This is a genomic window from Terrimonas ginsenosidimutans (assembly GCF_022012415.1).
Taxonomy (GTDB): domain Bacteria; phylum Bacteroidota; class Bacteroidia; order Chitinophagales; family Chitinophagaceae; genus Terrimonas_A; species Terrimonas_A ginsenosidimutans.
Genome location: NZ_JAKLTR010000014.1, coordinates 190,486 through 214,042, shown reverse-complemented (window position 1 = coordinate 214,042; position 23,557 = coordinate 190,486). Strand labels below are relative to the sequence as shown.

At 46.8% G+C, this 23,557-nt stretch carries 20 protein-coding genes and 1 other RNA gene; 13 read left to right on the top strand and 8 right to left on the bottom strand.

The annotated features are described in order from the left end of the window. Positions 1 to 242: 242 nt before the first annotated feature. Positions 243 to 1,193 (top strand): thioredoxin-disulfide reductase, encoded by a 951-nt coding sequence (trxB, locus tag LZZ85_RS20460; RefSeq protein WP_237875221.1) that lies wholly within the window; start codon positions 243 to 245, stop codon positions 1,191 to 1,193. A gap of 155 nt (positions 1,194 to 1,348) precedes the next feature. Beyond that, positions 1,349 to 1,711, top strand: coding sequence for a dihydroneopterin aldolase (gene folB / locus LZZ85_RS20455; RefSeq protein WP_237875220.1), 363 nt, complete (start codon positions 1,349 to 1,351; stop codon positions 1,709 to 1,711). Positions 1,712 to 1,856: 145 nt separating this feature from the next. Here the strand turns inward: folB and LZZ85_RS20450 are convergent, their stop codons facing one another. The 7 genes from LZZ85_RS20450 to LZZ85_RS20420 form a co-directional block, all read right to left on the bottom strand. Then, on the bottom strand, positions 1,857 to 3,164 hold the full coding sequence (locus LZZ85_RS20450; RefSeq protein WP_237875219.1) for a sensor histidine kinase: 1,308 nt from the start codon (positions 3,162 to 3,164) through the stop codon (positions 1,857 to 1,859). 2 nt (positions 3,165 to 3,166) lie between these two features. Then, positions 3,167 to 3,838 (bottom strand): response regulator transcription factor, encoded by a 672-nt coding sequence (locus tag LZZ85_RS20445; protein ID WP_237875218.1) that lies wholly within the window; start codon positions 3,836 to 3,838, stop codon positions 3,167 to 3,169. A 4-nt stretch (positions 3,839 to 3,842) separates the two neighbouring features. Then, on the bottom strand, positions 3,843 to 4,712 hold the full coding sequence (locus LZZ85_RS20440) for a hypothetical protein (RefSeq protein WP_237875217.1): 870 nt from the start codon (positions 4,710 to 4,712) through the stop codon (positions 3,843 to 3,845). 22 nt (positions 4,713 to 4,734) lie between these two features. After that, on the bottom strand, positions 4,735 to 5,073 hold the full coding sequence (locus LZZ85_RS20435; RefSeq protein ID WP_237875216.1) for a hypothetical protein: 339 nt from the start codon (positions 5,071 to 5,073) through the stop codon (positions 4,735 to 4,737). 71 nt (positions 5,074 to 5,144) lie between these two features. Continuing rightward, positions 5,145 to 5,732 carry a hypothetical protein gene (locus LZZ85_RS20430; protein ID WP_237875215.1) on the bottom strand — a complete coding sequence of 196 codons (588 nt, stop codon included), beginning with the start codon at positions 5,730 to 5,732 and terminating at the stop codon, positions 5,145 to 5,147. A gap of 255 nt (positions 5,733 to 5,987) precedes the next feature. Continuing rightward, positions 5,988 to 6,800, bottom strand: a complete 813-nt coding sequence (locus LZZ85_RS20425) for a glutaminyl-peptide cyclotransferase (RefSeq protein WP_237875214.1) — start codon at positions 6,798 to 6,800, stop codon at positions 5,988 to 5,990. A gap of 21 nt (positions 6,801 to 6,821) precedes the next feature. Next, positions 6,822 to 8,195 (bottom strand): MATE family efflux transporter, encoded by a 1,374-nt coding sequence (locus LZZ85_RS20420; protein WP_237875213.1) that lies wholly within the window; start codon positions 8,193 to 8,195, stop codon positions 6,822 to 6,824. Positions 8,196 to 8,410: 215 nt separating this feature from the next. Here LZZ85_RS20420 and LZZ85_RS20415 point away from each other — a divergent pair, with 215 nt between their 5' ends. The 9 genes from LZZ85_RS20415 (at position 8,411) to rnpB (ending at position 18,338) form a co-directional block, all read left to right on the top strand. Beyond that, positions 8,411 to 9,229 (top strand): DUF3822 family protein, encoded by an 819-nt coding sequence (locus tag LZZ85_RS20415; protein WP_237875212.1) that lies wholly within the window; start codon positions 8,411 to 8,413, stop codon positions 9,227 to 9,229. Beyond that, positions 9,217 to 9,756: an RsmD family RNA methyltransferase gene (locus LZZ85_RS20410; protein WP_237875211.1), complete on the top strand. Its 540-nt coding sequence runs from the start codon at positions 9,217 to 9,219 to the stop codon at positions 9,754 to 9,756. The genes LZZ85_RS20415 and LZZ85_RS20410 overlap by 13 nt, the downstream gene beginning before the upstream one ends. Before the next feature lie 133 nt (positions 9,757 to 9,889). Then, positions 9,890 to 10,459, top strand: coding sequence for a 5-formyltetrahydrofolate cyclo-ligase (locus tag LZZ85_RS20405; protein ID WP_237875210.1), 570 nt, complete (start codon positions 9,890 to 9,892; stop codon positions 10,457 to 10,459). Next, entirely contained in the window at positions 10,449 to 11,528 is a 1,080-nt protein-coding gene (gene lpxK, locus LZZ85_RS20400; protein WP_237875209.1) for a tetraacyldisaccharide 4'-kinase, read from the top strand. The genes LZZ85_RS20405 and lpxK overlap by 11 nt, the downstream gene beginning before the upstream one ends. A gap of 4 nt (positions 11,529 to 11,532) precedes the next feature. After that, positions 11,533 to 13,641 (top strand): ribonuclease R, encoded by a 2,109-nt coding sequence (rnr, locus tag LZZ85_RS20395; RefSeq protein ID WP_237875208.1) that lies wholly within the window; start codon positions 11,533 to 11,535, stop codon positions 13,639 to 13,641. 179 nt (positions 13,642 to 13,820) lie between these two features. Beyond that, entirely contained in the window at positions 13,821 to 14,786 is a 966-nt protein-coding gene (locus tag LZZ85_RS20390) for a polyprenyl synthetase family protein (protein WP_237875207.1), read from the top strand. 246 nt (positions 14,787 to 15,032) lie between these two features. Further along, positions 15,033 to 16,793, top strand: coding sequence for an amino acid permease (locus tag LZZ85_RS20385; RefSeq protein ID WP_237875206.1), 1,761 nt, complete (start codon positions 15,033 to 15,035; stop codon positions 16,791 to 16,793). 36 nt (positions 16,794 to 16,829) lie between these two features. Continuing rightward, positions 16,830 to 17,852: a Smr/MutS family protein gene (locus tag LZZ85_RS20380; protein ID WP_237875205.1), complete on the top strand. Its 1,023-nt coding sequence runs from the start codon at positions 16,830 to 16,832 to the stop codon at positions 17,850 to 17,852. Positions 17,853 to 17,933: 81 nt separating this feature from the next. Further along, positions 17,934 to 18,338, top strand: an RNA gene (gene rnpB / locus LZZ85_RS20375) — RNase P RNA component class A. 64 nt (positions 18,339 to 18,402) lie between these two features. Here the strand turns inward: rnpB and LZZ85_RS20370 are convergent. Further along, positions 18,403 to 19,311, bottom strand: coding sequence for a CPBP family intramembrane glutamic endopeptidase (locus LZZ85_RS20370; RefSeq protein ID WP_237875204.1), 909 nt, complete (start codon positions 19,309 to 19,311; stop codon positions 18,403 to 18,405). 125 nt (positions 19,312 to 19,436) lie between these two features. Here LZZ85_RS20370 and LZZ85_RS20365 point away from each other — a divergent pair, with 125 nt between their 5' ends. Both LZZ85_RS20365 and LZZ85_RS20360 read left to right on the top strand, forming a co-directional pair. After that, entirely contained in the window at positions 19,437 to 20,582 is a 1,146-nt protein-coding gene (locus LZZ85_RS20365) for an esterase-like activity of phytase family protein (RefSeq protein WP_237875203.1), read from the top strand. 504 nt (positions 20,583 to 21,086) lie between these two features. Then, positions 21,087 to 23,528 (top strand): penicillin acylase family protein, encoded by a 2,442-nt coding sequence (locus LZZ85_RS20360; RefSeq protein WP_237875202.1) that lies wholly within the window; start codon positions 21,087 to 21,089, stop codon positions 23,526 to 23,528. Positions 23,529 to 23,557: the final 29 nt, after the last annotated feature.

Here is a 23,557-nt window from a genome sequence, read left to right as displayed (position 1 = left end):
ATCTTATTAAACCTCTTTTTTATTCTGCGCAATGAATAATTATGCGGCGGATCCGTTTCCATACACAGTGCACAGGAAACCACCCAAACCTCTGAAACCCTCCCAAACTTTCCCCCCTTTAAACTCTTCCCTTCCTTCCGCTGTTATCTCTACAGTTTTACACACGCTATTCAGATACGTTGATGACGCGTCTTTTAAAACGCAATAAGGCTTATTTTTGACGATTAAATTCCTCTGTAAGAATGGAAAAGACGACCGAACAAGAAAAAGTGTCCCTGCTGATTATCGGTAGCGGACCCGCAGGATATACCGCCGCCATCTATGCCTCCCGTGCGAACCTGAAACCTGTTTTATACCAGGGTATCCAGCCCGGTGGCCAGCTCACGATCACTACGGAAGTTGAGAACTATCCCGGCTACGCGGAAGGCGTCCAGGGCCCGGAAATGATGGTTGATTTTGAAAAACAGGCTAAGAGAATGGGTGCCGACATCCGTTTCGGCCTCGCAACTAAAGTTGATTTGTCAGTCCGCCCCTATAAAGTAGAGATCGACGAAGAAAAATGGATCGAGGCTGATTCGATCATCATTGCAACAGGTGCTTCCGCAAAATGGCTTGGATTGCCAAGCGAAGAACGCCTCAATGGTTTTGGTGTCAGTGCCTGCGCTGTTTGCGATGGATTCTTTTTTCGTAACAAAGAAGTGGCCATCGTCGGCGCCGGTGATACCGCGGCTGAAGAAGCACTCTACCTTTCCAAACTTTGCACGAACGTACACATGTTCATCCGAAAAGACCAGATGAAAGCCAGCAAAGTGATGCAGGATCGCGTGCTTGCCACTCCAAATATCAAAGTGTACTGGAATACAGAAACCGATGAGATCCTCGGCGAGAAAACCGTGAATGGTGTTCGCATCAGGAACAACCAGACCGGCGAATCACAGGAGATCGCGATCAACGGCTTCTTCGTGGCAATTGGCCACCAGCCAAACTCTGATATCTTCAAAGGCCTCCTCGATATGGATGAAGCAGGTTATATCCAAACCACTCCCGGTACTTCCAAAACAAATGTGGAAGGCGTATTCGCTGCCGGTGATGTGCAGGATAAGATCTATCGCCAGGCCGTGACCGCTGCCGGCAGCGGTTGTATGGCAGCACTGGATGCAGAACGGTACCTGAGCTCAAAAGGATTACACTAAGAAGTTTAAAAGTTTAATAGTTTAAAAGTTTCCGGGGTTTCTTAAGTTTATAGTTAATCAATGACGTTAAGCTTAAGAAACCTTTTTTTATAAACTTTACTCCCGCATTCAAACTATTAAACTTTCAAACATTTAAACTATTAAACTTTCTGTATATGCCCGGTTTAATGCACATCTCTCTCAACAATGTCCGCTTTCGTGCCTATCACGGTCTTTATCCGGAAGAGCGTCAGAAAGGAAATGATTTTGTGGTGAATATGGAAGTGGCTTATGAGCCGGGAGAGGGGATCATTGTGGATCTGGATAAGACGATTGATTATGCAGCGTTGTTCAATATTATCAATGAAACCATGCAGCAGCCGGTAGATCTGCTGGAAACGCTTACACAAACCATTGCTTATGCTGCGCATAAGAAATTCCCTTCTATAAGAACAGCAACGGTCTCTGTCGAGAAATTAAATCCTCCGATTGATAACTTTAGCGGTAGCTCGGCAGTGAAATTCAGTTGTAATTTCTGAGACCTGGATATTGAACTGGCGTAAGGAGTAACGCAAAGGACGCGGAGGAGCCGCAGAGAACGCAAAGGTATCTTAGCGCGCTTGGCGGCTCCTCCGCGTCCTTTGCGTTACTACCACGCCAGCCTGATTTAAAATTGATCACTTGTCAGACAGGAAATACCACCGTAAACCTGCTCCCTTTTCCTTCCTCAGACTCCACCTTAATCTCCGCTCCATGATATGCTGCGATTGACTTCACAATCGCCAATCCCAGCCCATAGCTCTCTTCTCCCGCAACACCCGATTTTTTGAACCTGTCGAACAGCACCGCAATCGTTTCTGCTCTGATGCCAATACCTGTATCTTCTATATGCAATGCCACAACTCCATCCGCTTTCGTTTCGCTGCTGATGCGAATGGCCCCGTCTTCTTTGTTGTACCGGATCGCATTATTGACCAGGTTATAGATCAGCTGGAAGATAAGATCCCTGTTTGCATGATGAACCTGTACAGTAGCGGAAAGATCATTCCTGAATTGAATATTCCTGGCTTCCATCCGATCCTGCAATTCTTCCGAGATCTCACTAATAAGTCTTGCAAGGTTCACGGTTTCTGTTTTTGCAAATTGCTCGTTTTCTATACGTGAGATCAGTAATAAAGAATTCACGATCCTCTTCAACCTGTTCAGTGTTTTCATCATACCCACCAGCTTATCCTGTGCATCGTCGGAGAGATCATCCATCAGCAGGTTCTCCATTTTATTCTGCAGGATGGTGATCGGCGTCATCAGTTCGTGTGATGCGTTGGAAGTGAATTCCCGTTCCCGCTCAAAATCTTCCCTGATCTTATTCATCAGTTCGATCAGTGATTGATCAAGATACCGGAAATCCGATGTGGATGTTTTGATCGCCTGAAGATGTTCTTTAAAAGGAAATTGCTGATTCCGCAATTTCGTCCGGATGATGACGCCCAGCGGCCGCAATACAAGACGCGTATAAACCAGGTCTGTAATGATCGTTAATGCGATCAGTCCCGACAGAACATATAAGGCCACACGCTGTAACGGCTTATTATACTGGCTGATCGTAGCCGTTGTTTTTCCTACTTCCAGCATGTATTGCTTCCCCTGGTAATTGAATTCATGATTCAATACTCGATAAGTAAGCGTATCGCCTTCTATCAGCCTTTGGGTTGTCTGGATCGTATCGGGAGTGTTGAGAACTGCTGGTTCTAGGGAGATATATTCTTCCTTCAGCATCGTATAGCTTCCATAGGTTGAATCTCCCTGGAAATAATAATCGATGCCATTTGCATTGATCACCTTTAGCACTTTTTCTTTTTGCTGACGCAGATAATAGTTGGTGTATTGAAAAGCGATCCTGTTTACCAGTACCGGAAGCAGTAATACGAAAAGAATGACGATCACTACTTTTGATAGTGTTACGAACAAGGTGAGTTTGGTAAGCAGTTTCAAATTCAGAGCTTTATTTTATAACCGATACCCCGGATCGTTTGAAGCCATTCTACCGGGGCATGCGCGGATAGTTTCTTCCGGATATTTTTTATGTGAACGTCTATATAATTTGAATCGTAATCTTCTGTATTCATACTTCCCCAGATATGTTCGCTCAGCTGCATCCGGCTCATCGGCCGGTTTTTGTGTAAAAGAAGATAGCTCAACAGGTCAAATTCCTTCCGTGAAAGATCAATGTCTTCATTACTGAATGAAACACTTCTCCTGTTGAGATCGATCGTAAAATCACCCAGATCAACCATTGAGTCTTTCAGCCCCGATTTTCTTCTTGCAATGGCATGCATGCGCGATTGCAATTCAAGAAGAGAGAAGGGCTTGGGCAGGTAATCATCCGCCCCAAGATCAAGCCCTTTGATACGATCTTCTATCTTTCCTCTGGCTGTGAGGATGATATACGATGCTTGCGGACAATTTCTTTTTGCTTCTTCCAGTAACAGTAAACCATCTTTATCAGGCAGCCCAAGATCAAGCAATATAAAATCGTATTGATTATCTTCCATCAATAGCAATCCCTGCTTCGCAGTGAATGCAAGATCGCAGAGATAGGTTTTTTTTAAGAACGCTTCCATCTCCAGCGCCATTGATCTTTCGTTTTCTACTATCAGTACTTTCATATGGTTAGAACTGGTAATAAAAACTGGCTGTTAAAAAGGAATTTGTTTTTCCGGCACCTGTTTGCGCTTTGTTGCTTAATAAAGATAATTGATAAGCAAGTTCCAGCATATAGTGAGCCCGGTTATAGGCCAGGGGTATTTTCAGGTTGTATGATAAAAGATCAAAGCTCGTGGTTGTTTTAGTGGTGGTAGTTGTTCCGCCATTCCCTGGCTGACCAAAAATCGGCGGGATAGGGATTACACCCAGTATACTATCACGAAGTTTTTTTTCTTCCGTATAGGTTTCAAAGAAACGCTGCGTGCCGGCTGAAACGTCCGCAGACGGATTGAGCGTTACCAGGTCTTTTTCACCCAGGCTTCCCAGCGAGATCATTTTCCCGATGCCTGCCGTCACAAATACATCATTCGTTTTGCCAAAGGCATAGTCAACGCCAACCGATGTTGTAAGCCAACCGGTATGCGTTAAACCAAAACTGGCATTATTTGCATTGGCTGCCTGCAGGAATGGAGAGAGGGATGGATAAAATGTATGACTGTAACTGAGATCCGCGCTGAGGTGTTTACTCAGGTTAAACGCGAAGCCTGCTCCCAGGCTTGATGCAGATGCAAGTGTCTGTGAATCCTTTACCAGACGATAGGCCATTGCCGTTGCATATAAACCTGATCTGTGACGATAGCTGGCCACTGCGGCAACATAAGGCGTTTTCTCCAGTGCTTTCTGACCGTAGTAGCTGGCGTTGTTCGCGTAGCTCACGCCGATCGTCAGAGTGGATTTCGCAGGTTCGGTACTGTCGGCGATCGCCACAGTGCTGTCTTGTTGGCCATGCGTAATGCAGGCTATAAAAAGTGTCAGTATAGTGATAGCAATTTTCATTTGGTAGTTGTTGATCTTGTGTTTACGGTAGTAGTGATCCAACCTTGATGATCGGCTTAATGACCTTGGGTGTTTTTATCGGCACGGTTGGCAATGCGACCGGTTTGATCTGCTTTCTTGCTTTCGGCACTACTTTTATGAGAGGTGCGGTTGTAGTTGCCGGAATGGTCACCGGTTTCTGTTCAACCGGTTTTTCTTCCGCGGTTTGTTTTACAGGAGGGATCGTATCCGCCACAACATAAGAGGGCGAAACAGCCAGTGTGACGGTTGTGATGGGTTTACCTTCACTCGCTTCCGTTTGTAATGCTGCCAATGCAAACAACAGCAGGTAAAAGATCCGTGTAAAGAGATAGTTGGTCATATATTAAAAAAGAGGCCTTCTGTAATCGATCCATCGATGAAGACCATTCGGTTAAGAAGGCCTCTGTTTGTTTATCTAAGTTTCAATAGGGTGCTGTTGGCTGACATGGTTTGGGTTTTAATGGCCACCGGTTTTGGCTTTACCGCAGTAGCTGTTTTAACAGCCGTGTTGGTGGTAACTTCTACCCGTTTTGTTCTAACCGTCACATCTTTACTGATCGCCGTGTTTGTATTCACCGGGCGTGCAGATAAGTTTGTCGCACTATTCAGAGACGCATCTGTTTTCAGTTTATTGTTCTGACCGGATGAAATACCTGCAGAAGTTCCGCCTTCTGACGATATACCAGCTTTAGGCAAACGCTGTGCCGTTGCATTCAAGGTCTGTTCTGTCTGTGCGGAAACCTGTGCCTGCTGCTGTTTGATCCTGGCTTTTGTTTTTACACCCGTCTCCACCGCCGCTTCTTTGGTAGCATTTACGGTCGATCTGCCGCCCTGGATTGTTGCCGATGAGTTTACGGAACCATTCGCGTTAATCGCCTCCCGGTCATTTACATTTACTGAAGATCTAACCCCGGCCGATTGTGCTGTTTTCACTTTTGCTTCCTGTGCAAATGTTGCGGAAGAAAAAAGGATTGCTGCAAATAAAAGATTCGTTTTCATAAAGTCTGTTTTTAATACTGTGTTTGATTTACAAAACAAACCTAGACCCCGAAGATGAAGAAAAGATGAAAAAGGGCTGGTTGTCGAAAAGGCATTGTAATTCAATACATTGCTACGGAATTGGACTATCGGTCACACCGAATGATAGGACGGGGCGTTTGACTTAACCGGCGCAGGAGCATCGCAAAGGGCGCAAAGATTTTCTCCGCGCTCTTCGCGATTTCTTTGCGCACTTTGCGATGCTCCTGCACTGCTTCAAATCGGAAAGCTGATCTCATATATCACCGGCCACATCTTCCCTGTGATAAACACTGTGCCGGAAGAAGGATTGTATGCGATCCCGTTCATTTCAAGAGCACCAGGGTACATTTGCTTCACCTCATTAAAGAGAGAAGAAAGATCGATCCGGCCAACGATCACACCCGTAGCAGGATCGATCTTTACAATGGTTGAGGTCGTGTACACATTAGCATAGATAAAACCATTGATGTATTCAAGTTCATTCAACCTGTCAACCGGGTTTTGTGCATAAGAAACGGGCACTGTCTGTTTCATCACAAATGAATCCGGATAATAATAAGTAAGCTGGTTAGTGCCGTCACTCATGATCAGATAAGTGCTGTCTGTTGTCATACCCCAACCTTCTTTATTTGGAAAGCTGAACTCACGGATCGGTTTAAAGGTTCTTGCATCATAGATAAAACCTTTCTGCGTGGTATAAGTAAGCTGGTACACTTTATCTCCAAAGAATACAATGCCTTCTCCAAAATATTTGTCACGGTCAAGTTCTGCTTTTACATCAATCCTTCCGGTTTTAAGACTCAACTCTCCAAAGAGCGATCTCGTACTAAGCAGGTCGGGTTGAGCGCCTGTGCTTTCATATAACGCTCCTTCATGAAACAGCAGGCCTTCTGTGAAGGAAGTGGTATCATGCAGGTAGGTTCTTTTAACGGAATAATTGATCAGGGGAATGGGAGGGGTGGTTTCCTGCACCGGCTCATCGGTGTTCCCATTGCAACCCATCAGGAACGCAAACCCCAGGGCGATCAGAACTACTTCTTTTTTCATAGATACATTCTTCTTTTATAACTAGATGACTTTGTTTTTCCAGCGTCCGCTGCGCAGGTATAATGATGACAAGCAGAAGATCACGCTCCAGTATACAAACTCGGATGCCCAGGCCACCACCAATGGCAGATGCCAGACACGGAGAACAAGATAAACATAAATGCCATAAACGATGATCGCAACGATCTCGATTGCCAGATTGATCTTCGTATTGGCCGTTCCGGTAACTGCATTTAAACACACAGCGGAGATAGACATCAGCAGGAGTGATACCGATACGATCCTTAGTACCGGTATCGACTCCTGTATGAAATAGGTGTCTTTCGAAAAGATGCTCAGGAAAAGATGCGGAGCAATATTGATGAGGATAGAAAGGAATGCGGTGAACAACAGGCTCAGCTTTGCAATTTTCTTTACCAGTATCAGCACTTCATCCTGTCTTTTCTGACCGATGATATTGCTCACCATCGCGTTGCTGGTATTGGCAAACGCCCATACGAATACGCCAAACACAGCAAACACGGTGCGCATGGTATTACTGATCGCGAGTGGTCTTTCTGCATGTTCTCCCGTTCCGCTATTTTCGATGAGGATATAAAACAACAGCCATGCACCCACGCTCAGTACGAACTGCAGGATCAGGGGAGATGATTGCCGGAAGATCAATCCCGACAACTGTTTGTCAAATGCCAGGTACCTGAACAGAGAAAACCGCAGATGTAATTTCTTTATCACAATGATCGCAAAGACGATCACTGCGCCGGCGATTTCTGCAAATACAGATGCGATCGCCGCACCGTTGAACCCCAGTTGCGGCAAGCCAAACTTTCCATAGATCAATCCGTAATCCAGGAAGATATTCAATACAGCTTCCGCAATAAAGCCATACTTCATGTAGCGGCTGTTATTGGTGCCTACCAGCAATGCATTCCCGATCTGGAAAAGGTACAGGAAAGGTAATCCGAGGATCCGGATGCTGATAAAAAGAGACGCTTCCTGCCTGATCGTTTCATGATGAAGAACGGTTGAGAGGAACAATGATCCTAAAAGATAGGTGATGATGATATTGGCAAAGGCAAACCCCAGCGCGATCCAGATCGCCTGGGCGAACATTTTGCCGATCTCTTCAGGACGGTTCTCGCCCGCGCGCCTCGCGATCAGCGCCTGCAAGCCGCTGTTCAGCCCGCTTCCCACCAATGCAAATACCAGGTAAAACACGCCCGTGATCCCCGCTGCGCCCAATTCCGTTTCTCCAAGGCCACCCAGGAACACGGTATTCGCCACAAAATTCAATTGCGGTACCAGCAGCGCCAGCGATATCGGCAGCGCGATTTTTAAGATTTGTTTAGTGGATATCTCAACCCGCAGGTCTGTATTTGGAGCAATGTTTGCCATCGGAGGGAAGCAAAGGTAGGGAAAGAGGTGGTAGTGAGGAGTTTCAGAGGTTCCATAAGATTCATAGGTTTCATAGATCTTTAATGACTAATACGCAAAAACCTCTGGAACTTTTGAATCTTATGGGACCTCTAAAAACCCATAAAACCTCCCCGCACCATCCCAGCCCAAAACTGGCTTATTTTTCCTAACATTGCACCAATTAAAACGAACAGGTGAAACAGGTTTTTCATATCTCATCCGAATCGATTCCGTCTGACGGTGAACAGGTACTGGCTGTAAGAACGGGGGAGAAGCATTTCGGATTTGCCGTTACTTCTCCTTCGGGGAATGAACTTTATAAGCTTGCATGGTATACAGATGCCAGCATGGAGGAGGAGGCTTTGCAGGAGATCTATCAAAGCCATCCGGAACTCGGTGGCCAGTTCTCAAAAATCATTGTATGTTTTGATCATCCGCAAAGCGTGCTGGTGCCACAGGTTTATTACAACATGGACGAAGCGCCTGCGCTTTTGAAATCATTGTATGGTACGCTTAACAGGGATCTGCTGATGACCGAATATGTGCAGGACTGGCAGATCCAGAATGTGTATTCCGCTCCAAGGGAAACCGCTGAATGGATCAGCCGGCATTTTGCGGACAGCGAACGTTGTCATACATACACTATCGGTTTGAAGAATACAGGTATTGGCGGCGCGGAGGATGTGCTGGCTGTTGATATCCGCCCCGATAATTTTTCATTGATCGTAACCCGTTCAAATAAGCTGTTGCTGGCTCAAACTTATGCGTACGCAACACCCGCGGATGTGTTGTACTATTTACTGAATACCTGCCGGCAGTTTTCTTTTACACAGGAAACGGTGCAGCTTGCGTTATCCGGATTGATCACGCAGGAATCTGCATTGTACCGTGAGTTGTATAACTACTTTCTGAATATACAGTTCAGGGAGCCCGACTGGAATATCCAGGGAGAGCAACAATATCCCGCTCATTTTTTCACATCGCTTAATGATCTCGTACGATGCGCATCATAGCAGGAGAACATGGTGGAAGAAAGATCAATCCACCGGCAAAAATGCCCTATACCCGGCCTACAACAGACATTGCAAAGGAAGGGCTTTTCAATACGCTCCAGCACAAACTGGATATGGAAGAACTGGTCACTCTTGACCTGTTCGGTGGAACGGGCAGCATCAGTTATGAACTGGCTTCGCGCGGCGCACAGCAGCTGACGATCGTGGAAAAGGATCATGCCATGTTCGACTTCATTAAGAAAACCGCTGAGTCCCTTCATATCGATAATATGAAGATGGTGAAGATGGATGTGTTCAAATTCATTGAACAATGCACGGATAAATTCGATTTTATTTTCGCGGGGCCGCCGTATGCATTGACAACGATCGATGAACTCCCCAAACAGATCGTGGAAAAACAATTGCTGAAACCGGGAGGGTGGTTCGTATTGGAACATACACCCCGGAATGATTATAAGACCTTTCCGCTTTATAAGATGGAAAAGAACTATGGCACGACGATCTTCTCCTTTTTTGTAAATGAATAATCCAGGTCTGGCGTAGAAGTATCGCAAAGAGCGCAAAGAGTGCGCCAAGGGCGCTAAGATTTCTTCGCGTTCTTGGCGCACTCTTTGCGCTCTTTGCGATACTTCTGCGCCAATCTATTATAAAGGATATTCCATGCTAAAAAAAGAAGCCCGCAAACTTTACCGCCAGAAAAGACTGGATCTGTCCGTTCAGCAAATGAGTAAAATGGACGATCTGATGCTGATCCAGTTCCAATCAGCCGGCGTGCCATTCCTTCATTCCATTCTTTCCTATTGGCCGATTGAAGAAAACAACGAACCGGATACACACCTGTTTACGGAATACCTCAAATTCCGCAACCCTGAACTGAAAGTCTGTTATCCCGTGTCTGATTTCTCTTCACTCACCATGCAGGCTGTGGTGACCGATATAGATACCCCTTTTCTCAAAACTGAATTGAATATCCACGAGCCGGACAGCCGTGATATCCTGCTTCCGGAACATATCGATCTTGTATTTGTGCCCCTCCTCGCATTTGATACAAATGGCTACAGGGTTGGCTATGGTAAAGGTTTTTACGATAAATATCTGGCCTCCGTCAGGCCGGATTGTATTAAGGTCGGATTCTGCTATTTTGGTCCGGTGGATAAACTGGACGACCTCCACGAATTTGACATACCTTTAGACATTGTTGTTTCACCAGATAATACATATGTTTTCTGATTTCTTTTTAAAGTCGTTCCGCATATTACTCCTGCCATTCGCGCTGATTTACTGGCTTGCCATTGTGATCCGCAACTGGTTATTTGATAAGAATATTTCGAGATCATCGGCATTTGCCCTTCCCCTGATCTGCGTGGGCAATCTTTCAGTGGGCGGCACCGGTAAGTCTCCCATGGTTGAATACCTCGTTAGATTATTAAAAGACCGGTATAAAGTAGCTACGTTAAGTCGCGGCTATAAGCGCAAGACCAAAGGATATTCGCTGGCGGGTCCTTCCACTACCGCGCTCGAAATCGGCGATGAGCCGATGCAATTTCACCTGAAATTTCCTGAAGTCCCGGTAGCTGTAGGAGAGGAGAGGATCGTTGCCATCCCCCAATTATTACATGATAAGCCGGACACTCAGGCGATCATCCTTGATGATGCATTTCAGCACCGAAGTGTAAGAGCGGGGCTGAATATCATCCTGACCGATCACAGCAATCTTTTTACACGCGACTTTTATCTGCCAACGGGGGATCTCCGGGATCTGAAATCTTCCTACAAACGCGCACAGATCATCGTCGTAACCAAATGCGATCCAGCCATCACTCTGGAAGAAAAGCAAAAGATCATCCGGGAAATAAATCCCCAGCCAGGGCAGCAGGTCTTTTTTACAGCGATCGAGTATGGAGAAATGTATCATATTCTTGATCATATGGGTTATAAACCCGAAGCTAATGTGGAGGTATTGCTGGTAACAGGAATCGCGAACCCAATGCCGTTGGAAAACTGGTTAGAAGATCACAGTCAGTCGTACCAGGTGATCAGGTATTCTGATCACCATATTTTCACGATCGATGACCTGAAAGAGATCCGGAAAAAATTCGAAGCCATGGAGGCTGAAAATAAAATTATTCTTACCACTGAGAAAGATGCCGTCCGATTGGTTAAATTCAACCAGGAAATTTTGGGCTGGCCCATCTATGTGATCCCGGTCAGGCATCATTTTTTGTTTAATGAAGGCGAAAGATTTGATCAGTCCGTCGTAAATTATATACAGGATTTTGACAAATCCGCGAAAAACTAAAAATATGGGTAGAAAAAATAACTCGAAGAAGAAGCATAATAAATCGAATGGATCAGAAGGAAAAACATTCAAAGGTAAACTGGATATCACGCGCTCAGGAATGGGATTTGTGATAGTCCCCGATATGGAAACTGATATATTGATCAGGCCGAACGATTTTAATACAGCCATGCACGGAGATACCGTGCTGGTACGCGTTTCAGGTGGCGGCCGCAGGCTGCAGGGTGAAGTGACAGAAGTAATGGAGCGTAAACGAAAAGAATTCATCGGTCAGATCCAGATGAATGAAACCTTTGCATTCTTCATTGCGGAATCTGAAAAACCAATGCCTGATTTCTTTATCCCGTTGGGTAACCTGAACAAGGCGAAAAATAATGATCGTGTACTTGCCCGTTTGGTGAAATGGGAAAAAGGAGATAAGCGCCCCGTTGGTGAAGTGGTGAGCCTTCTCAGTGAAGAGAATCCCAACGATATTGCCATGAAGGAGATCCTGCTGGAAGCAGGCTTCCCTCTCGGCTTCCCGGATGACGCACTTGAAGTAGCTGCGCGCATCCCTGACGAAATTCCTTCCACCGAGATCAAAAAAAGAAAAGACGTTCGTGAGATCCTCACCTTGACCATCGACCCGGTTGATGCAAAGGATTTTGATGATGCGATCTCTTTTCGCGTATTGAAAAATGGATTGTTTGAGATCGGTGTTCACATTGCAGACGTGAGTCATTATGTGGAACCGGATAACGCACTCGATAAATTTGCGTATCAGAAAGCCACTTCTGTTTATCTGCCGGACAGGGTGAACCCGATGTTGCCGGAGCATATCTCCAACGTATTGTGTTCGCTTCGCCCGAATGAAGATAAACTCACCTTTTCAGCGATCTTCACCATCAATGCGAAAGCAGAAGTGAAGGATTACTGGCTCGGGAGGACCGTTATCCACTCAGACAGGAGATATACCTACGAAGAAGCACAGGATATCATCGAAACAAAAGCCGGTGACAATGCTGAAGTGATCCTTACCCTGAATGATCTTGCTCAGAAGATGCGCAGGAAACGTTTTGCAAAAGGAGCGATCAATTTCTCTTCGCAGGAAGTACGTTTCAAGCTGGATGAAAAAGGAGATCCCATCGGGATCGTGGTGAAGGAAAGCAAAGAATCGCATCAGCTGATCGAAGAGTTCATGCTGTTGGCAAACCGTTATGTGGCGGAGCATATTTCCAAGATCAAAGTAAAGAATAAACCGCTTCCTTTTCCTTACCGGATACACGACACTCCGGATACGGAGAAGTTGTTGCCGTTCATTGCATTTGCCAATAAGTTCGGTCATAAGTTCGATGCATCTTCTCCTGAAGCGATCGCGGTTTCATTCAACCAGTTACTTAAAGACGCACATGGCAAGCCGGAGCAGCATGTGCTGGAGCAATTAGGCATCCGCACGATGGCAAAGGCAAAATATACGATAGAGAATGTCGGTCACTATGGACTGGGCTTTGCCTTCTATTGTCACTTTACTTCTCCGATCCGCCGTTATCCGGACATCATGGTGCATCGCGTATTACAGGAAGTGCTTGACAATCACGTGATCGTTGATAAGAAGATGGAAGATCGCTGTAAACATTGCAGCGAGCGTGAGCGTGCCGCGATGGAAGCAGAGCGGGCATCTAACAAATACAAGCAGGTGCAGTACATGCAGAATCATGTTGGCGAAGACTTCGATGGGGTGATCAGTGGTGTGGCAAGCTTCGGCTTCTGGGTTGAAACCGTTGACACAAAATGCGAAGGATTGGTAAGTGTGAATACATTGCTTGAATATGATGAGTTCAGACATGTGGAAAATGATTATGCGCTGGTAGGCATGCGGAGCGGGAAGAAATTCAGAATGGGAGATAAGGTGCGGATCAAAGTGGTGGCAGCTAATTTGCTGAAACGCCAGTTGGATTATGATTGGGTGATAGTGGAGGATACTGCTAGGTCTGAGAGTACGCCTTCACCCAAATCTGGTACAAAATCATCGGGTAAGTCAACCGCTAAATCAGCGCAGACACCTAAAACGGATAAACCCAAAGCTGCCAGGCCGAAAGCTGAAAAGCCGAAGGGAAAGAAGAAGAAAGAGTAATTTAAGCCGACTGGCGTAGGAGTATCGCAGAGAACGCTGAGGACCGCAATGAACGCAAAGAGACTCCAGAAGTTCCGGGGCCTTAGCTCTCTTAGCGGTCCTCAGCGTTCTCTGCGATACTCCTGCGCCAGTCGATCAAAACCGCATCCAACAAATCCGGATATCTGTATCTTCGCGCCATGCATTCCTTTGAACAGTTATCCGGCCAGTTTGCCACCTATTTCAATCAGCCTCATTTCCCTGAAACCCCGGCAACACTTTACGAACCCAATGTCTACTTTCTCCAGATGGGAGGGAAGCGCGTGCGCCCTGTTCTCTGCCTGATGGGCAATGAACTCTTTGAAGATATCAGCCCCAACGCCTGGAACGTAGCCAATGCCGTCGAACTGTTCCATAATTTCACGCTCATCCATGACGATATCATGGACAAAGCTCCGCTCAGACGCGGATTTCAAACCATACATACTAAATATGGCGAAAGCACCGCCATTCTTTCCGGCGACGTAATGCTGGTAGCCGCTTATGAGCAGCTCAATAAAATACAGCCGGCATTTCTGCCTCAGATCTTACAACTGTTCAATACAACGGCCCGCGAAGTGTGCGAAGGACAACAGCTTGATATGGATTTCGAAACACAGGAAAGCGTAGCCCTCGATGCTTACCTGCACATGATCGAGCTAAAAACATCCGTTCTCATTGCGGCCAGTTTAAAAATGGGGGCGATCCTCGGCGGTGCCGGCGAACGCAACCAGCAGCTTATCTATGAGTTTGGCAGAAAACTCGGCCTCGCTTTCCAGGTGCAGGATGATTACCTCGATGCCTTCGGTGATCCCCTCAAATTCGGTAAACAGGTTGGTGGGGATATTCTCGCCAATAAAAAAACCTTCCTGCTCATTCACGCCCTCGAAACAGCCCAGGGGGCCCAACTGACCGAACTTCACCGCCTTCTCCAAACCAATGAACCCGGTAAAGTGGAAAAAGTCCTTCAACTCTTCCGCGACTGTAAAGTGGACGACTGGGCGCTGCAACTAAAAAATAAATTCCTCGACGAAGCCTTTGCTCATCTCGAAGACATCGCCGTGCTCGCGCGAAGAAAAGAACCGTTGAAGGAACTTGCGCATTTTCTGGTGCAACGGGAATATTGAGGATCGTTGTCCGTTCACCGTTGTCCGTTGTCCGTTGACCGTTGTCCGGCTGCATAAAAGTAAGCAAGGTTCCGGGTGAATGGCACAGGGCATTACTTATTCGTGACTATTCGATCGAAGGACATCGGCCATCGTTTCTCCGGACAACGGACAACGGTCAACGGTCAACGGACAACGGACAACGATCTGCCCCTCTGTTTCAGTTTTTTTCCCTATTTTGAACCCTTCAAACAAAACTACTCGCGAATGGCAAACTCATTGTTCCGGAAGAAGAAGATTGAATCAATTTTAGCAGAAGGAGCAGATGATGCACATGGTGGCGGGGGTAGCCTTAAACGGGTACTGACAGTAAAGGACCTTACCTTTTTTGGTATTGCGGCGATCATCGGAGCGGGTAGCTTCAGCAGCCTTGGTGATGCCGTATTCAAGGGGGGGCCGGGCGTGGTGGTATTGTTCATCATTACCGGTATCGCTTGTGCGTTCACCGCTTTTTGCTATTCTGAATTTGCCAGCAGGATCCCGGTGGCGGGAAGTGCCTATACGTATTCGTATGCGAGCTTTGGGGAATTGTTTGCCTGGATCATTGGCTGGGCGTTGATCATGGAATATTCTATCGGCAACGTTTATGTGTCTTTTAGCTGGAGCGATTACTTCACTTCTTTTTTGCATAAAGTAAATATTCATATTCCTGACTATCTGTGTACCAGCTACAGGGAAGCACAAAAGGCTGTGGAAGCCGGCGCGGATCCGTCAAGTGATCTCGTGAAGGCCTGGAATACGGCGCCGATGCTGGGCAGCCTGCGTTTCATTGTCGATCTGCCGGCGCTGGTGATCAACCTCCTGATCACGTACCTGGTGTTCCGGGGGATCAAAGAAAGCCGCAATTTCAGCAATGCTATGGTGATCCTGAAACTGGCGATCGTAGCGCTGGTGATCATTGTTGGTGGTGCGCTGGTGTTTTCAAATGGCCTGAGCTTTAACTGGACTCCCGCCAATGATGCAGGTGTCAAATCGTTCATGCCAAATGGTTTCAGCGGTGTGATGGCCGCAGTGAGCGGTGTGTTCTTTGCCTATATCGGCTTTGATGCGGTGAGTGTACTTGCTGAAGAAAGTAAGAACCCGCAGCGGGATCTTCCCCGGGGAATGATCCTTTCCCTCGTGATCTGTACAACGGTTTATATCCTTTTATCGTTGGTATTGACCGGTGCCGTTCATTTCAAAAACTTCGCTGGAGTGGGTGATCCGCTGGCGTTTATCTTTGAAGAACAGAATCTGAATGTAGGCTGGATGCAATTGCTCGTTTCTATCTGTGCCGTGGTTGCGATGACAAGCGTTTTGCTCGTATTCCAGATGGGGCAGCCAAGGATCTGGATGAGTATGAGCCGCGATGGGCTGCTGCCTTCCGTATTCCAGAAAATACATCCAAAATATAAAACGCCTTCTTTCGCAACGATCGTGACGGGGATCGTCGTGGGACTTCCCATCATATTCACGGATAAGTCGTTCGTGATCGACTTTACCAGTATCGCCACGCTGTTTGCGTTTGTACTGGTCTGCGGCGGTGTATTGCTGATCCCCAGAAGAGAAAAGCAACCGGGTCGTTTCAATATGCCTTATATCAATGCGCAATTTACCTATCCGCTGATCATTGCCGTGGCGATCTTCCTGTTTGCGAAATACGGCGGAACCTATTTCTCTGATGCGTTTAATTTTGATTTCTCCGGAAATGCAGACTACAATGAAGGAAAGGTTTCCTTTATGGACCTGGCAACACCAAACATCTCCGTGATCGTGTTCTGGGCCATCTGTATCCTGCTGAGCATTCTCTCCATGATAAAAAAATACTCACTGATCCCGGTGATGGGCGTAACCACCTGTTTGTACCTGCTTACGGGGATGACCAAGGCAAACTGGGCCTGGTTCCTCGGCTGGTTGGCCCTGGGCCTCGTGATCTATTTCCTGTATGGTATCAATAAAAGTAAACTGGCCACGGCAGAGAAGAAGTAGCTTGCCGCTCGCAGAGTTTTTGCGTAATTTTGCGCCATGAAATACGAAGTAGGCGATCAGATCCTGGTTCTTCATTCAAATGAAGAAGGAAGGGTAGTGGAGATCATTAATGACAAAATGGTACTGGTAGAAGTGCGCGGCGTACGTTTTCCCGCGTATATGGACCAGATCGATTTTCCATATTTCAAACGGTTTACTGAACAACGAAAGATCCCCGCACCAAAACAGAAGCGTTTTGTTGATGAAATAAAAAAAGAAAAAATAGTGCCCGCCAAAGACCGTACGGAAGATGGCGTATGGCTCACATTCCTCCCTGTAATGGATACCGATGAATTTGGTGATGAAGTGGTGGAAGAACTCAAGATCCACCTGATCAACAGAACATCTGTTGCCCTTGAATTTGTATACAAGCTGAATTACTTTGGCGAACCGGACTTTGAACTGAAAAATTCCGTTCAGCCCTTCCAGGATTTCTATATCCATGATGTGCCGTTCGAGGACATGAATGATAACCCCGCATTTGATTTTGATTTTTCGCTGGTGCAACCACAGAAAGGAAAGGCGGAGCATTTTGAAACATCACTCAAACTCAGGGCAAAACAGATCTTCGGTAAGATCGAAGAACTGAAGAAAAAGAACCAGGCGCATTTCTCTTACCGGTTGTTTGAGAAATATCCAGACAGGGCAGTGGAACCCGACCGGCTGGAGCTCGGGAAACTGGCTGCCGCCGGGTTTAAGATCTACAATGCAAAAGAGGCGCGTCAGCACCTGGAACCAGCACGCAGCGTCGTGGATCTTCATATCGAAAAACTGACTGACGACTGGGAACATCTCAGCAATTATGAGATCCTGAGTATTCAGTTGAAGACTTTCGAAAAGTATTACGAACTGGCACTGGCGCATCATCAGCCTACTCTGATCGTGATCCATGGCGTTGGTAAAGGCAAGCTTAGAGATGAGCTGCATGATATTTTGCGTTTGAAAAGGGAGGTCAAATCGTTCGTCAATCAATATGATGCGAGATTCGGTTACGGAGCGACGGAGATCTTCTTTAAGTAGTGCTTGATGGGCGTTTGGCGTATATTAATACTCTTACGCCACCCTGCGTTATTTCCTGTAAATTTGCCGCTTAAACTTATTGCTACCGGTTGGGTTATCGCTCCGTTTTGCGGGGAGGAAAGTCTGGACAGCGCAGGGCAATGCACCGGTGAAGAGCCGGGTATCGGGTTCCGGGTCAAAAACCCGGGATTCGATAACAGAAAGTGCCACAGAAAATTACAGCCCCGGGTCTTGCCCGGGGTGATGGTGAAAACGTGAGGTAAGAGCTCACGACTATGCCTGGCAACAGGCATAGGGGGTAAACCTTGCATGCTGAAATGCCACGTATACCATCGGCTGAAGGCGGCTCGCCTGAGCCCCGGCTTTTCGGCCGGGGTCCGATGGAGGGTAGGCAGATTGATCCGCCGGGTAACCGGCAGGACAGATAAATGATAACCATTCACCGAAAGGTGGAAACAGAATCCGGCTTACAGACCGGTAGCAAGTTTTTTTAGAGAAGGAGGCCGGGATGGTTTGAAACCCCTGGAACGCCCCAAACCCTCCAAACCTCTCAACCCCCTCCACCAATCACCGCTCCAACCTCCATCAGCCACGCAATTCCCAAATGGACCATCAGCCCGCCATAGATCGATCGGGTATGATAGGAGACAATTCCCAGTAACAATCCGCCGAAATAGGAGCTGATGCACTCTCCTAAAGGCTTTCCGAAATGGATACTGCAGTAAAAGCATGCCATTGGTATGATCGCATCTTTTCCCACCCATTTCGCAAAACCGATCACCAGGAAGCCACGAAAGAAGAGTTCGATCGAAAAGAAATCACTGCCATAAGCCAGCTCATACAATAACTTGTAATACCATCCCGGTGACGCATCCCCAGGAAGCGGCAGAATATTTTTCAGCTTGGGATAAGTATGCAGAAAATCCGGTTGTGTGGACGCAATTGCGATCAATGGGACCATGAAAACCAACATCATCCAGTATGGCTTCCAGTGCAGATCTTTTGCAGAGAGGCCATAGTTGTCCCGTTGACGGTTAAAAACCTTCCAGCAGGCAAACAGAAGCAGGCTCATGCCCACCGTTCTCACCGGCCAGTAAAGAATTTCATTCCAGAAAATATTCCATTCATGATCGCGGCTGATGCTCCATTCAAGGTCAATGCCCGCCTTCAGGGCAAATAAGCATGGTGCGATAACCAAACAACAAAGCAACGCTGCCGGAAACTTTATCTTTTTCCTGAACGACAGGATCAGATATGGCACACCGAAACAGATCCCAAACATGATCACCCGGCCGGTCAGTTGTGAATAAGGCAGCACATCACTGCTCACCAACCTTTTCTCCAGGGATGCCCCATAATTCAACCCCACCATCAACGCAATGAACACTGACGAAAATATCAACACGGTTTTATCAACCTCCCTTGCGAATCCCTTTATATACCCAATAATTTCTTTCATTACACCCGTCATCTTTTATAATTCAACAAACATAAGCACTCCACCAACATACCCTGCTAAAAAACCTCTTTTTCCTGCTTTCCCTCTTCCTCTCTTAGCCCTAGATTTGCATACAAATTACCTGTATGCGATATAACGGCTTTCTGATCGTAATGATCTGCCTCGGGTTCGTCTCCGGTTGCAAGCCCGGTGCCAGGATCATTAAAGATCCGGATGTAACAAAGCTCCGTTTTGTAAACCAGTTCATCCTTCCTAATGCTTTGGTGTTTGATCATACAACTGTAGGTGGACTGTCTGGTATCGATTATGATCCGAAGCGTGATCTCTATTACATGGTTTGTGATGACCCTTCAGCACTCAATCCCACCCGGTTCTACACAATGCGGATCCCGCTCAGTGAAAAAGGGATCGATTCAGTCATTGTAACAAATGTCACAACAATTCTTGACCCTAATGGCCAGGCCTATCCCGATATCCGCAAAGACAGGATCCACTCCGCCGATCTCGAGGCCATGCGTTATGATGCTTCGCGGGATGAATTGGTGAGAAGCAGTGAAGGTCAGCGCCAGATCACTCCAGATACTATGTTATTACAGGATCCCGATATCGTGATCATGGATCGTAATGGCCGTTATAAAGACAGTTTCTTTCTGCCTGCAAAGCTCAGGATCCGCGCAGAAGAAAAAGGACCCAGGCATAACAGTGTACTGGAAGGACTGGCCTTCGATGAAAACTACAAACATCTTTTTGTAAGCCTTGAAGACGCACTGTATGACGATGGTCCCAAAGCTGGTAATGGAGACTCTACCGCATTTGTCCGCATCTTTAAATTTGACAGGAACACACGGCAGGAGATTGCAGAATATGTTTATCAGGTAGACCCTGTTCCTTACCCTTCCACCCCGCCGGGAGCTTTTAAGATCAATGGGATCTCGGATATCCTTTATGCCGGGGGCAATAAGCTGATCGTGATCGAAAGAGCGTGGTCAACCGGAAGAGTTTTCTGTAATATCCGCGTTTATCTTGCTGATCTGACCAATGCGCAGGATGTTTCTTCGGTGGAGAAGATCAGTACTGCGGTCAATCCGAAGATCATCAGTAAAAAATTGCTTGTTAATATGGATGATCTCGGCATTCCGATCTACAATGTGGAGGGAGTTACCGTTGGCCCAAAACTGCCAAATGGGAACTCCACGCTGATCTTTGTAGTGGACGATAATTTCAATAAGAATGAAAGGAGCCAGTTCCTGCTGTTTGAGATCATTCAATGATCTGCGGGTTCTGGTGCTGTGTCTTATGGTTTGACTGGCGTAGGAGTATCGCAATGAACGCAGAGGACCGCAGAGAACGCAATGATGTTTCCGGAGAATGACTGATCACTTAGCGCCCGTTGCGGTAACTTGGCGGCCTTTGCGATACTTCTACGCCATAGCAGTATCGCAATGAACGCAGAGGACCGCAGAGAACGCAATGATGTTTCCGGAGAACGACTGATTTCTTAGCGCCCGTTGCGGTAACTTAGCGTCCTTTGCGATACTTCTACGCCATAGCAGTATCGCAATGAACGCAGAGGACCGCAGAGAACGCAATGATGTTTCCGGAGAACGACTGATTTCTTAGCGCCCGTTGCGGTAACTTGGCGTCCTTTGCGATACTTCTACGCCATACTGAGCTGCCGTTGACGAAAATGGCGCGAAATGCCCCCGATTTCACGAAATCCCGTGTGCTTTCTTTTCTGTTTTCTTTTGTTTACCTTTCGCATACATTCATCATCTATGAGAATCATTCCCTTTGCCATATCTTTTATTATTACGATCGGGCTTGTGATCGCCCTTAACATGAAATGGGGGCCTGCGCCACCGTTTGGTAAATTCCTCAGTCCGCAACAGGGTTTCTGGCAAAATGCTGAGCCCATTGACAAAGATTTTTCCGCAGAGCTGAGTTTTCCCGAGCTGAAAGGCAGGGCGAATGTATATTTCGATGAACGCCTTGTGCCGCATCTCTTCTCCGATAATGATAATGATGCATATTTCATCCAGGGATACCTGCATGCAAAATTCCGTCTGTGGCAGATGGAGTTTCAGACCATGGCAACGGCAGGCCGGATCAGTGAGATCATTGGCGACCGAGCCATTGATTACGATCGGGAACAACGAAGAATGGGACTTGTTTTTGCCGCAGAGAACATGGTCAAAGGAATTGAAGCCAATCAACAAACCCGCGAAGCTGTAGGCGCATATACCGCTGGTGTCAATGCCTGGATCGATAACCTGACGGAAAGTGATCTCCCGGTTGAATACAAGTTGCTCGACTATAAACCTGAAAGATGGAGTAATCTCAAAACAGCTCTTTTTGTAAAGCAACTCACAAAAACCCTGGCCGGGTATGGTTATGGCAACGACTTTCAGTACACCAGTCTGATGTCTGTTTTTACCGACGATGAGATCAAAATGCTTTTTCCTTATGCATCGGATTCGTTGAGCCCGATCATTCCCAAAGGTACGCTTTACGAAACGCCGTCTTCCTTTGCGCTGAAGCCGGCAGGTGCCGATTCGGTCTACCTGAAAAAAGTGGATTCCCTAACCATCCTTCAAACCGATAAACCAAATGACGGGATCGGTAGTAATAACTGGGCGGTAAGTGGGAGCAAAACAAAGTCGGGTGCACCGATCCTGTGCAATGATCCGCATCTTGATCTGAACTTTCCATCCATCTGGTATGAATTGCAAATGCACACGCCTTCATTCAATGCCTATGGAGTGTCATTCCCCGGCATACCCGGTGTGGTGATCGGATTCAATGACAGCATTGCATTTGGATTTACGAATGGCGGTATCGATATAATGGATTTCTATAAGATCCGTTTTAAAGACGATTCAAAAAAACAGTACTGGTTTGAAGGCCAGTGGAAGGATACGAAGATAAAAGTGGAAGAAGTGAAAGTGCGGGGAGGAGCTACGGTGCTTGATACGGTTGCCTACACCCATTTTGGCCCGGTGATGTATGATAAAAGCTTTACGAATGTGTCGTCTGGTGGTGAAGCGGTAGCCATCCGCTGGAAGGCGCATGATGAGTCAAACGAACTCCTCATGTGGTGGCATCTTGATCGTGCAAAAAGTTATGAAGATTACGCTGCTGCGATCAAATACCTTGAATGTCCTGTTCAGAACATTGTATTCGCCAGCAAGAAAGGTGATATCGCGTTGTGGCAACAGGGTAAAGTGCCGTTGCGTTGGGAACGCCAGGGTGCGTACCTGATGCCGGGAGAAGACGACAGCTATTCCTGGCAGGGATATATCCCGCAGGAGCAAAACCCCCATACCTTCAATCCTGAGCGTGGTTTTGTAAGCAGTGCTAACCAGCGGGGCGCTGATAGCTCTTATCCTTATTATGTTCCGGGAGATTTCTCTGTATATCGTGGCATCCGCATCAATGATCAGCTTAACACTTTACAGCAGATCACCCCGGAAGACATGATGAAGCTCCAGAATGACAACTACAATACGAAGGCGGCAATGTTCCGATCTGCCTTGCTGAAGTATACTGACCAATCAAAACTCAATGAGCAGGAAAAGAAACTGCTGGGTATTTTCACTTCATGGAACCTGGTCAACAATGTAGGAGAGAAGGGCCCCACCATCTTTGATGCGTGGATGGACTCTCTGATGAAAGAAGTATGGAGCGATGAGTTTGCCAGGGTGAAAGATCCTCTGTATCCTCATCAGTCGACACTGATCGAATGGCTTGGCCGCGATTCCGCATTCCGATACGCAGATAATATCAACACTCCCGGGATAGAAACAAACACGGACGTTGTTACCAACAGCTTCAAGGCGGCTGCACCTGCCTTGCTGAAGCTTGATGCGGATGGCAAACTCTATTGGGGGCATGCAAACAGTCTTACTATTTATCATTTGCTCAGAACGGGCGCCATGCCTTTTGCAAGACAGGGTATTTCCAATGGCGGAGGTTCTGAGATAGTAAATGCCACGCGTAAGACTTTTGGTCCAAGCTGGAGGATGATCGTGCAGCTTACGGAGAAAACCGAAGCTTATGGAGTATATCCCGGCGGGCAAAGCGGAAATCCCGGAAGCTGGTTCTATGATACTTTTGTGGATACATGGGCCGAAGGAAAGTATTATTCACTTTGGGTGATGACGGATAAGGAAGCCACTGATCCGAAGGTTAAATGGACCATTAAATTCAATCATCGCTGATACCAGCAGTTCTGTTGGCTAAATAAAAG